General features: G+C 41.5%; 8 protein-coding genes. All 8 read right to left on the reverse strand.

The window, feature by feature from the left end:
- Positions 1–14: 14 nt before the first annotated feature.
- On the reverse strand, positions 15–1,163 hold the full coding sequence (locus tag ACZ5B7_RS27365; protein WP_464491721.1) for a Gfo/Idh/MocA family protein: 1,149 nt from the start codon (positions 1,161–1,163) through the stop codon (positions 15–17).
- 46 nt (positions 1,164–1,209) lie between these two features.
- Positions 1,210–4,347 (reverse strand): glycosyl hydrolase family 95 catalytic domain-containing protein, encoded by a 3,138-nt coding sequence (locus tag ACZ5B7_RS27370; protein WP_464491722.1) that lies wholly within the window; start codon positions 4,345–4,347, stop codon positions 1,210–1,212.
- Between the two features lie 137 nt (positions 4,348–4,484).
- Positions 4,485–5,123, reverse strand: coding sequence for a YesL family protein (locus tag ACZ5B7_RS27375; protein WP_464491723.1), 639 nt, complete (start codon positions 5,121–5,123; stop codon positions 4,485–4,487).
- A 27-nt stretch (positions 5,124–5,150) separates the two neighbouring features.
- On the reverse strand, positions 5,151–6,356 hold the full coding sequence (locus tag ACZ5B7_RS27380; protein ID WP_464491724.1) for a glycoside hydrolase family 88 protein: 1,206 nt from the start codon (positions 6,354–6,356) through the stop codon (positions 5,151–5,153).
- A gap of 12 nt (positions 6,357–6,368) precedes the next feature.
- A complete protein-coding gene (locus ACZ5B7_RS27385) occupies positions 6,369–8,246 on the reverse strand; it encodes a DUF2264 domain-containing protein (RefSeq protein ID WP_464491725.1) in 1,878 nt (625 codons plus the stop codon).
- Positions 8,247–8,333: 87 nt separating this feature from the next.
- Entirely contained in the window at positions 8,334–9,869 is a 1,536-nt protein-coding gene (locus ACZ5B7_RS27390; protein WP_464491726.1) for an extracellular solute-binding protein, read from the reverse strand.
- A gap of 82 nt (positions 9,870–9,951) precedes the next feature.
- Positions 9,952–10,824 carry a carbohydrate ABC transporter permease gene (locus ACZ5B7_RS27395; RefSeq protein WP_464491727.1) on the reverse strand — a complete coding sequence of 291 codons (873 nt, stop codon included), beginning with the start codon at positions 10,822–10,824 and terminating at the stop codon, positions 9,952–9,954.
- Between the two features lie 8 nt (positions 10,825–10,832).
- A complete protein-coding gene (locus ACZ5B7_RS27400) occupies positions 10,833–11,810 on the reverse strand; it encodes an ABC transporter permease (RefSeq protein WP_464491728.1) in 978 nt (325 codons plus the stop codon).
- Positions 11,811–12,024 lie beyond the last annotated feature (214 nt).

A 12,024-nucleotide genomic window follows, 5' to 3' on the forward strand; every position in this document is an offset into this window, starting at 1 on the left:
TTCGTCAACTTGTATCATAGACTGATAGTTGATGCCTGTTTAACCTCAACCACCTTACCGCCAGAGCGAATTGACTCTGTTGCAGCACAGCCGACAGCTACGCTCATTCTCCCAGCGAATGGTGTCGTCAAGGGCTGCTTGTTGTGCAAAACTAACTCGATGAAATCATTGCAAATTTTTGGGTCAGCACCGCCGTGACTTCCTTGTTCCTTTTTCATGTCATAGGTTATATCACTGAATTCGTTCCATGTATTTGATTTCCGTGTTTTTACATAAATTTTATTGTTGACATCATCGTTTTCCAATCGTCCTTTTGTACCGATAAAGGTATAATTCCTTGAATAGTCCGGTGTAAAATGACATTGCAGGTAGGATGCCTTAATTCCGCCTTCAAGCTCCATAATCAACATATTGTTATCCTCTACGTCAATTTCTTCTCGGAAAGCACATTGGGTCAAAATCTTAAGACTCGCCTCCGTACAAGTATCTTTTTCCTCACACGTTGGACAGGTTAAGGTATTTGGTTTATCCCCGCCATAGAAGTCGAGTCCACCAAATGCAGATACTTTTTTCGTATATTTTCCGGTAATCCAGTGAATGACATCAAGATCATGCGATCCCTTTTGTAATAGTAGAGAGGTGGTATTTTTAGCTGTACCATGCCAGTCATGGTAATAAAAATATCCGCCGAACCCCACGAAGTGTCTAACCCAAACGGCCTTAAGATCACCGATTACTCCTGAATCGATAATTTCCTTCATCGTTTGATACATGCTCATATAGCGCATATTAAATCCTACCATTAAGTGTTTTCCTGACTTTTTGGATTCTTCAATGATCCGGTCACAGCCTTCTACCGTGATAGCAAGGGGCTTCTCACAATAGACGTGTTTTCCGGCTCGAAGGGCAGCAATGGCATGTTCCTCATGTAAATAGTCCGGTGATAGAATGGCAACGGCATCAATATCCCTACGTGCTAATAGTTCGTTATAATCTGTAGTTATAAATGCATGTTCGTTAATCTTTTCTTGAAACTCTTTTAGCCTTGACATTGAAACATCTGCAGCTCCTACGACCATTGATTTTCCGCCGGGATTATGCCAATACTTCGCAATTCCACTCCGCAATCCAGCACCAATTATCCCTATTCTAACTGTTCTCATTATTTCCACTCCCACTCTTTTCAAGTAATCTTCCAAATCAATCGTGTTAAAGGTAGGTATAGTTTTTATTAAAGACTAGTAGATTTATTTTCCATGACATTCCCCTTTGACTTCGAAAGTGAATGTTCAGAAAACCATCTTTTCGTTGTATGATAGGCAAGATTTCTGTAACAAACTCCCCTGCCCGCAAAGCTTTTTCCGGTTTCCATACGCTTTGTCCTTCAATTTCTACCTCAGTGTAAGATGGGGCATCGTTGTCTCCTGACACGAATAACATATCGTACCTGCCTTTTGGAAGCTCAAGCAAAAATGTCTTTTCTGTTTCTCCACCAACGAAATCCCTGCGAATCTCATCGGGCCCTGCGCAATCAATCGCTGTTAAATCGCCAGCATTTTCCCATCCAAATCCTGTATACGGAGTAAATACCGTTTCTGACGATATTTTTCGAAAATCTTGACCGATTCCACCTCCCATATGAAGCTGTCTTGGAATCGCTTTGGAATAATCTTTTACGGGTTGATCCTTTGCCGTTCCAAAGTCTAATCGGTAAACGGCAGTTCGCGATTCTCGGTAATTGCCGGAATAATAATCGAATGTAAAATGATCCAGCATCTTCATATGATGTGTATCTTTATTTTTCCCTAAGAAAACTCTTCGGGACGTATGGGCTTCATGGATTCGTGGATAGGTCCCTTCGTCCCCTCTTTCACTCGGAGAAAGAAACGGATCTATAACAAAAAGCCGATTTGGATGGACATCCAAGTTCATACTGTCATCCCTTTGCGGGAAAATCGCATACTCTCCATTTTTTTCAGTAAAAAAAGAAACGTATTCACCCTCCTGGTCGTGCTCCATCCTCTCCCAAGATGCCCCGTCAAAACTTGCTACCGACAACTTTTCGCCCAATTCATATGGATTTCGCATAACGAACTTGTTTCCCACTAAGCTTTTGATTTGAACAAAGGTCGTTCGTCCCTTTCTCATAACGGCACTTACTTCGAAGGCTCCTTCGGCAAGCAGGCCACGGAACTCACAATCCTCCCATCTTTCGTACGTCCTCACATTTTTTTCGACCTCGTGATCGTAAAGGCCGACCTTACGTTCATTTTCGGGTTCCCCTGATGGAACAGCCGGGAAAACATCTATAATTCCGTTATAACTTTGCAGCAACATTTCGTTAACGGAGGCGACCATTTCGCCAGAAGCTTCCATCATATGCGGATAGTACAGCGGCTCATTTGTAATATTACAATAGTTAATCCACCGCTCCGTTTCCTCGGAAAATAAACCGTTTGGCCGTAATGATAAATCGATGCCTTGCTCATATAGCAGTCTTAGTGCTGTGTTCCCTTTCCCAAGCCTTGAAGCAGCACACGAGAGCCAGCCAAACTGAAACACACCGAACTCCGTATTTTCCTGTACATAACGCAGCGTATTTTCCGCCCTTTTTCTTATATGTTCTTCGCTATGTTTGTTGATTTCACCAATTGGATAAATCGGCATAAGGACGGATGGGTGCCTTAAATGTAAATCAGCAGGTGCCCATTCGGAATCTTTGATGATCTCGCCATATTTTTTAGAAATGGCTATTGGATAAGGAGCTAATCGGGCTAGTAGATCACTCCATTTTTCGCGATCGGCTTCCTCTTCACCAAGAATGACATTTGCCTCTATTGAAATATTTAATAAATAACCGACTGTCGCAAGCGTAATGGTAGAATTCATCGTTACAGGGCCTTGTTCTGGTGAAATATCAGGAAAGACGACGTAATGCTCTGTTTCATTGTCGATATGGAGATAACCTTCGAAAAATGTGAGAATTTGCTTAAACAACGGATAAGCTTTCTCTTTCAAAAAGTCTTGGTCCATGCTGAATTTGTAGTAATGCCATAAAAACTGGGCACACCAAGGCCATGTGCTTAAATACAAGGGGAACGGATAATCGCCCGCATACCCTTGTAGCCCGTGGAACTGCTTTGCCATTTTTTCAGCAAGAGATGTGAAAGACAACAAACCGTCATTAAATGCTTCGGCAATCTCAAGATGATTAGCAGTATAGAGAGGCCAAAAGGCAGCCTGAATGTTAACATCCCAATACCACATGCTGCCCCACTTCGTCGGTTGTTTTATATCCCACAAACCGTTTAACCCGCATGCCTGCTCATACATTCTTCCCCCTTTTCCACTACTGCAGGCAATGGCGTACAAATTAACGTACCATAAATCCTCCACCATTTTATCCGGTAAAGTAATCGAGGATTTCTTCCAAAAGTTTTCCCAATGCTGCTTGTGATGGGTGATTTTATCAGGCAAAAAGTGGGCAGCTTTGTCTAATCTTTGTGTAGCTGTCTGCAAAAGCTCCTTTGTTTCCTCTTCCGTAACAACTGTTGTGATAAGGGTGACTTTCTTCTCTGCATCGTGAATATGGATGTTCATACCATTTGATGCAATCTCAGAATGTCCCTTCGCTCCGATTAGCCTCATCATCACGAGAAAGCTAAACCGGCCGTATTCTTTATCTTCACCATCTGGATAGAACGAGCCTTTATAATAGAAAGTTGTATCGTTCAACTGGTGATATTGTATGGTCATATTTGCATATCTTCTGGAAGGGACAGACATAACGACCGCTTTCAATAGAGTTGAATTCGTCTGATTGATTTGGGTGACTACATAATCCTCGTTTTGGGTTACGATCGTACGTGCGTCAAGTTTGTTGCTTTCTTTCTCAATTTGGAAATCGATGCACGCCTTCTCGACATTAAGCTGTAGAGAGTAGTAATCAGAGTCTGTCAATTCCTCATGTGGTATAAGCTGAATTTCACCGGTAGGATAATGGGAAGATCCCCCTCCAGGTTTCCCATACCTTCTATAAAAAGTGCTGTTCCATAATGCATCGGTGTATAAAAAATACGAGCCTTGCTCGGGATCACGTTGCATTTCTTTCGCCCTTTGTTTCATTTCATCAAACGTAAAGCCAAATACTTTATCGAAATGAGGTCCTTCGCCGTTTTTATACTTTTCGCTGTAACGATGAAGTTTCTTATAGTAAACTTCATAATGATTTAAGGCTAAAGTCAGCCTATTTTCCTCGAAGAATACCATCCCCCCAAAATTTCCATTTCCAAGTGGCAAAGCCTCGTTCCAACCACTTTCTGCATTTTCGTATTTTACTACATGCATGGCTTTCCTCCGTTTTCTATTGTAGGAAATTTAAAATACACCTCTTATTCTCCGTTAATTGAAAAATCACGATTCGATGTAGTAGAGCCTGACCTATATCTGATAGCAACCTTGTATTTCCCTGAACAAGGATATTTTCAGATTGATAGTTTCCCAGCAGCTGATTCCTGCTTTGCTTTTTGAAATGCTAGGTTCGCGATAAACATCAAAAACCATGCCAATAAACTTACACTTAGGAATGGCAGCAGGCCTGTTACATATGACATAAAGAAATAAAATGCGACAAGCCCGCCGATCATGGAAATCCCGTGAAACGGGCAGGAAAGGCAAAACAAAAGAGCCATTTTCAGATATTGAAAGAAACGCAGCTGATAATGAACAAAAACCGGACCCAAGAACAAGTTTGTAATGAGAAAGACAAAGGTAATTGACAACACGAGAATATAGAGAATTACAGAAACTGCCCCTTCATGCGCTTTTAGAAAAACAAGATAGAAATACAGGATAAACCCTATCAGACTTATGATCCCGCCTAATGCGTTTACCCTCCAAAATTCTCTGCGAAATGTAACCCAAAACGTCTGAAAAAAGGGAAATTCCTCCTCCTGTTGGATCATCTTCCTAAGCACCGCAAACATGGCCATTGTAGCCGGAAATAGCCCGCCGATGACGAGTCCGGCTACACATCCGAGAAGCCATAGAAATTGTACATAGACGAGCTTTGAAATCCATTCCATTCCGTTATACAGCCTGCCCATTACCCCGTTTAATTCCATGATGAACACCGCCCCATTCCTTTTAAACTACCAGTATAATGTCCAGTTTTTCGTCAATCTAACAAGCGCTTCAAAGTAAAAATAGTCGCCCCACATACAGCTTTCATCGACCCCGTGGGCGAAATTTTTATTGTACACACTATGAAGCAATACGCCTTCTTCTGCATCTTCCTCACTAGAAACATACTGTTTCGCTAACGAAGAAATAATCTTTACGGCTGCATGTTCATAGTATTTGCGGTCTTTGTCTAAAACCGGCAGCTGTTTGACCATTTCCAGTAATCCACATGCCGCGATTGCCGCGGCTGAACTGTCTCGTTCCTCTTCTCCCTCGATAAAAAACAAATCCCAGTAGCAGACATCATCTTCAGGGAGCCGATTGAGAAAATAATGAGTTAACTTTTTGCTCACTGAAAGTAACTTTTCATCTTTTGTGTAGAGATAACTCAATGGGAAGCCGTACATACCCCAAGCCTGCCCCCGAGACCAGCAAGATTCATCGGAGAATCCTTGGTGTGTATCACCCTTAATTGGCTCGCCAGTTTCAGGATTCATATAAAACGTATGGTAGGTAGACGCATCATCCCGTACAATATAGTCAAACGCCTGGAGAATATGCTGATAGGCAGCTTGCTTGTATTTAAGATTGCCGGTTTCTCCTGAAGCCCAATAGAGTAAAGACAGATTCATATTGCAATCGATAATCATCCGGCCCCGCTGCTTAGGATTGGTTAAATCTCCCCACGCCTGAATAATCCCTGCCTTTTCATGAAATCTTTCGAGCAAGAGGTCTGCGGCGTTCAAGGCAATCGTCCGTGCCTCTTGATTTCCCGTCAATTTATAAGCAGCCATGCAGGAGAGGGTATATAAAAAGCCGAGATCATGGGTATTGGTCATAATTCTTTTTTCGATTCTTTCCCGATAGCTATTCAGCTGAATTTCCGCGACTTCACGGTATTTCGGTTCACCCGTTACTTCGTAGGCAAGCCATAGCATTCCAGTCCAAAACCCCGGTGTCCACTCGAGATTTTCCGTAGCTTCATAGCGAAGATTTGTTGTACAAGGGGCTGGAAATTGCTCAGTAAAACGCGGTAGCTTTTGGTCTATTTTTTTTAATACATGGCGAATGGCGTTTTCTGCATCCTCCCTCGAAAATGCCGGCCGGCTTGCATAACGCTCTTTTCGCAGAATACCTTCATCTGTAACAGTTTTATTGAATTGTTTAATCATCATGTTCACTCCTCCTCAAACAGTTGATGCCGCTAGGATTCCCTTAATCTCAAAAACTTCTTTATTTTCATCGGTCACAATAACCAGATTGTCATTTCTAAAAACTAACCCAGGCTTACGCTCCCAAAGGAATTTTCCCCGTTCCGAATCACAATGACCTGCGACGGCTGTTGCGTATAGATGTGTTCCAGGGCTGATTTCTCCGTGTAAAGTCGGAATAAACGAAGTAGAAGAATGTAGTACATTTGTATTTGGGTCAGCTAATACTAAGGAAGACGACCGTTCTCCAAATAAATTGATGATTCCACTAAGCCCCCATGGGCAATGGGTAGCAATACCATCTGCACCTTCCAATTTCTGATGAAGGTGTTGAAGACTAATTTCCTTTTCACGGGCAATCGCAAACCCGCCTTCGGCTGTATTAAGCTTTCTTTCCGTTTGAATTTTATGAATTCTTACATGCCAGCCCTTCAGAGGAATCAGCCAGGTCTCCACCTCGACATTACTCCATGGCTTCCAGCGTGAAAAAATGGCTGCATCCTCCATCCTTACTTCTTCACATTTTCTGCGGCCGCGATAATACATATTTTCCTCACTGAAAACGAGCATCGAGTCAAACGCACCCTGGATCAAGTCATAGTTGCTTTTTGGCACACTGAATCCAAAAGCAGTCGAATAAGCAAACTTTGCATATTTTTCAGCCGTGTGGGCAGGTTCAAATAACGCATACTGTCCAGAGGTCAAAGCATACACATGGTCTTCATCCCTTGAAATGATCATGTTCGGGTGCAGCAGCCCTTTCGTGTGTTCGAGTTTAGGCAGTGGCTCCTCATCTGCAGCCCACAGCGGATGATTTTCATCCAAGGCAAGCAGCAGGAATATTTTCAGTGCCCAATAGGGTGAACCTGGAGCATTATACTTTTCCGCCATAATCAAATTCGGATATGCATACCCAATACTTAAAGTACCATCTGAATGATAGATTGGCTTACTTAGCCACCATCGTAAATGGCGCAGAATAATTCCTTTCATCACGCCCCATGAATAGACCTCGAGATCAGCAAACGCACACGCACTCCAAAATGACCCTTGGGCAAATCGATAGGTTAGGCTTCTGCCAAAAGGGATTGATGAGCCATTCTCGGAAAACCAATAAATAAAGTCCTTCGCAAAAACTTTTGCCCGATCTTTAAATCGCTTGGAGCGTTCCGGATCCTTATCCTTCATGACTTCTGCGTAAATAAGCCCATAAAAATAAAACCCAAACGGAATATAGTAATCAACCTGCGGGGCATTGCCATCTGAAAACCAGCCAACCCCTAAGTAGAACTCTTCTAATCTCGTTAACGTTTTCTCTTGAAGTATTTGATCATAGGGTAACCCCAACTTATCAAACGCAGTATTCACCATGACTCTAAAAAAAAGCCAATTATTATCGACAGGCTGTTTTTCATTTATTTGATTTAACCACTGATACAAGTTTTGTTTTTCCTGTTCCGTTAAAGGATGCCACAGTTTATCCGGAACGAGAATCAGCCCCAATGAGAGAGCAGCCATCTCTACCATCCGCTGGTCAACATCAGTAATGGGTCCCCAATATTCTTCATGATCCGGATTGGAGCCATTTCGGATGCCTTCGAGGTACACATTCTCTAATATTGGACATGTGCCGCCGCCCCTCCAAAAAGGAACCAACCCCCATAATGGACGTGAAAATCCTTCCATTTGGATGACTTGATTTCTTGAAATGGCGCTCGTTCTGCCAACGTCTAATAAAGACTTACCGTTTGAGTAAAAATCAACCAATGGCAGACAAAGTTGTTTTACTGCCTCCATTACATCTTCTCTCGTTTTAAGCGGATTTTTTAAAATCGGGTTCTGATTAAATTTCATATTCTTCTCCCATCCTCAGTATGAAATGAAGGTGTTAGTTCAGGGGGAAGAACTAACACCTCAGGGTCATAAAACTAAAAGAAGAGCTTAGCTATCTTGATAACGCTTATAAGCCTCTTTGTAAACTTTGATATACTCTTTATAGCCTATTTCATCCAATCGCTTTTTGAATTCTTCAAGGTTTACTGGATCTGATCCCATGATCCACTTTTGTACAGTTTCATCTTTATAAGTCGTGATTTGCGTTCCAATATCTGTAAGAATTTTTTCTTCTTCCGCGGTAAATGTCAGGTTCGGAATTTGTTCAGTAAAGTAATTGCCCTTTGTATATTCCTCAATCCCTTTCACCGCAATTGGATTCATCCAAAGCTTTTCATATTCAAAATCTTGATGGAAGGAGAACGGAACTTGAGCTCCGTAAGACCTTAGGTTTTCAACAATATTCCCATCTTTTGCCTTTAACGCCTTATCAGTAAACACCGGTTTCCCATCTTTGATTTCATAAGTTTCGCCTTCAATTCCATAGTTCATCAATCTTCGCCCTTCTTCACTATAGAAAAAATCAAGATATTTAATAATTTTTTCAGGATTTTCCGCCTGTGCACTAATCGCAACACCCAGATTATTTCCATAATCAGATCGTTTCGTCGGTTCAATTCGTTTGCCGTCTGCATTTTCAGGCGGTGCCATTACGACAAAATTGATACCTGGAACAGAATCCTTTAGTGCATCGTTATATCCAGCCGTACTTCCAGGATAATATCGGGATGCCCCGCCAAGGTTATTACCTAGCAAATATTCCCTTGATTTTTCTCTAGTGAAAATTTCTGGATCAATTAACCCTTCTTTATACCATTTTGACAAGTTTTCCATTGCTGTTTGGAACTTTGCTTCATATGGTCCATATTTTATTTCACCCTTATCAAGGTACAGGCCATCGAAGGCTCCCCATAATGTACTCAGACCAAGGATATTATCCTCCGAAAAATACGGGATTTCATCCTGTTTCCCATTTCCATTCGGGTCCTGTTCTTTAAACGCTTTCAAAACATTGTAAAACTCGTCCACTGTCTGGGGCATTTGAAGCTTGAGCTTATCAAGCCAATCCTGTCTGATAAAATATGTTTCCGCTACCAAGCCATCAGAAATATATGGCACCATATACAGCTTTCCATCCGGACCTTGATTCGCCTTTAAGAAACCCTCTTTTTCTTTTACGTATTTTTGGATATTTGGCGCATGCTTTTTGATTAAATCATTCAGCGGCAGGAAAGCACCTTCCATTCCGTATTTATTTAAGTATTTCTTTTGACCGTGGACCAAATCCGGAATCTCTCCAGATGCAATCATCAAGTTAAATGCCTCCGCACTGTTTGTCGACGATTTTGGCGCCGTTCCTTTTAGTTTGATTCCTGTCTTTTTAGCCGCTTCTTTAAAGGTGGCCCAATCATCATTGAAAATAAAATAACCATTGGATGCATGCATAAAGACCTTCAATTCCTCAACTTTTCCATCCTTTTTCGCATTCTTCTCTTTGCTGCTGGTGGAAGCAGCATCACTACAACCGCTTGCTAACATCATCATACTTGCAAGTAAAGGAACGACTAATTTTCTTTTCTTCATTTTTTTACCCCCGCTCATATATGTTTTTACTTGCTAAAGCTTCAACTAATAGACTGCTCTTTTAAGTGCCCTCAACGAAAAATTATTCTTTAATCCCGCCAATCATCGTCCCTTTCACAAAATACTTCTGAAGGAAGGGGTAAACCAGCACAATCGGCAAAATCGACACAATAATTGTGGCATAAATAAACGTTTCCTGTGACATCGTATTGGCGGCATTCATCGAACCTGTCAGTTCCTCATTTAAACTCATTTCAACAATCATTTTTTTCAGCAGTACCTGAAGCGGAATTTTACTTTCATCTTTCAACAGGATCATCGCCCAAAAGTAGCTGTTCCATTTGCCCACTGCATAAATAAGTCCTACGGTCACTAGGGCGGGCTTGGATAACGGCAAATAAATATACCGCAGGATTTGCAAATCATTGGCACCGTCCATTTTAGCCGACTCCTCTAAAGAATCAGGAATGGATTGGAAAAAGGTCCTCAAGAGAATGACGAGAAACGCTGAAACGGCAAACCCGACAATAATGCTAGTCCTTGTGTCCAATAACCCCAAATCTTTAAAATTCAAGTAAGTCGGAATAAGCCCCGCACCAAACCACAAGGTAAACGCGATAAAAAAAGCGACAAAGGTCCGGCCCCGGAGCCTGCTTTTTGACAGGGGATAGGCTCCGCAAATGGTCAATAATATACTAAAAGCAGTACCGGCTACGGTATAGAAAACGGTATTGCCATACGCCTGCCATAACCCCTCTTTCGCTAAAATAGATTTATAGGAATCAAGTGTGATGTCCTTTGGAAACAGTACCACTTCACCCGTGATGACCGCATTCCCTGAACTAAATGAAGCGGAAAGGACATAGACAAAGGGATACAGGCAGACAACTGAAAGCAAAATTAAGATTACTGCAATAAAGCCCGATGATAGTTTATCAGAAAAGGATTGCTTCATCTCATCACCTACCATAATCCAATGTTAGTCATTTTTTTACTTAAACGATTGGCTGCAACTACTAATATCAAGCTTACAACCGAATTAAACAAACCGGCCGCTGCTCCTACCTCATAGTTTCCGCCTTGAAGACCTGCCCGGTACACATAAGTGTTAATCACATCAGCCGTTTCATAAGTGGCAGGCTGGTATAACAGGATAATCGATTCATAGCCTACTTCGAGAAAACTACCGAGATTTAAGATCAGTAAAATCATAATCGTCGGCAGCATTCCTGGCAGGGTGATGTGCCACATTTGTTTCCACCTGTTTGCCCCATCCATTTTTGCCGCCTCATATAGGGCAGGATTGATGCCGGCAATCGCTGCCAAATAAATAATGGCGCTATAGCCTACATCCTTCCAAATCTGCATCGAGCCAATATAAATAGTACGAAAGAATTCCGGCATTGCGAGAAAATTGATTTTTTCTCCCCCCAATTTTTCAATTATAATGTTGACAATCCCATTCGTTGGCGCCAGAAAATTGGTGACAATCCCTGCGATAATGACAACCGAAATAAAGTGAGGAAGATACGTAATCGTCTGTACGGTCTTTTTAAACATCATATTCTTTACTTCATTTAACAATAAAGCAAGAATAATCGGTGCCGGGAAAGCAAAAATTAAACCCCAAAAATTGATCATAAATGTATTCACTAAATTTCTGATGAAATACTCACTGTGAAAAAAACGTTCAAAATTTTCAAACCCGACCCAGGGGCTTCCTGAGATTCCCTTAAATAAGCTATAATCTTTGAATGCAATTTGCAATCCGTACATCGGCTTGTAGGCGAAAATTAAATACCATAGAATAAATGGAATTAGCATTAAATAGAGGTATTTATCGCGCCAGATAATCGTTTTTGCTGCCTGTAGCTTCACTGCAAGGAGCGATTGTTTTGCTGGAACAATTGTTTCTTTTACTTCTGACAATGGACTATTCAACTGCAACCATCCTTCCTGCGTTTACTGCCAGCGAATGCGCTTTCTTATATTTTTCAATGAACTCCCCCTCCTGCTCTCTGTTATTCTCATCATAAAAAACCATGTCCACGGTTGCTATCTCCAATTTTTTAGGCTAATATTCAAATTTTTATTTTATTTTGAATATTTAAGTGCTGTAGCGGTTTTGATTTCTCCTATTTTGAAAGTTTTGTAG

It is taken from the genome of Neobacillus sp. S1115, assembly GCF_055385565.1.

What these genes read in the sequence shown, in the direction of transcription:
- ACZ5B7_RS27365 (WP_464491721.1), bottom strand. Translation starts at nt 1,163, where the DNA reads ATGAGAACAGTTAGAATAGGGATAATTGGTGCTGGATTGCGGAGTGGA.
- ACZ5B7_RS27370 (WP_464491722.1), bottom strand. Translation starts at nt 4,347, where the DNA reads ATGCATGTAGTAAAATACGAAAATGCAGAAAGTGGTTGGAACGAGGCT.
- ACZ5B7_RS27375 (WP_464491723.1), bottom strand. Translation starts at nt 5,123, where the DNA reads ATGGAATTAAACGGGGTAATGGGCAGGCTGTATAACGGAATGGAATGG.
- ACZ5B7_RS27380 (WP_464491724.1), bottom strand. Translation starts at nt 6,356, where the DNA reads ATGATGATTAAACAATTCAATAAAACTGTTACAGATGAAGGTATTCTG.
- ACZ5B7_RS27385 (WP_464491725.1), bottom strand. Translation starts at nt 8,246, where the DNA reads ATGAAATTTAATCAGAACCCGATTTTAAAAAATCCGCTTAAAACGAGA.
- ACZ5B7_RS27390 (WP_464491726.1), bottom strand. Translation starts at nt 9,869, where the DNA reads ATGAAGAAAAGAAAATTAGTCGTTCCTTTACTTGCAAGTATGATGATG.
- ACZ5B7_RS27395 (WP_464491727.1), bottom strand. Translation starts at nt 10,824, where the DNA reads ATGAAGCAATCCTTTTCTGATAAACTATCATCGGGCTTTATTGCAGTA.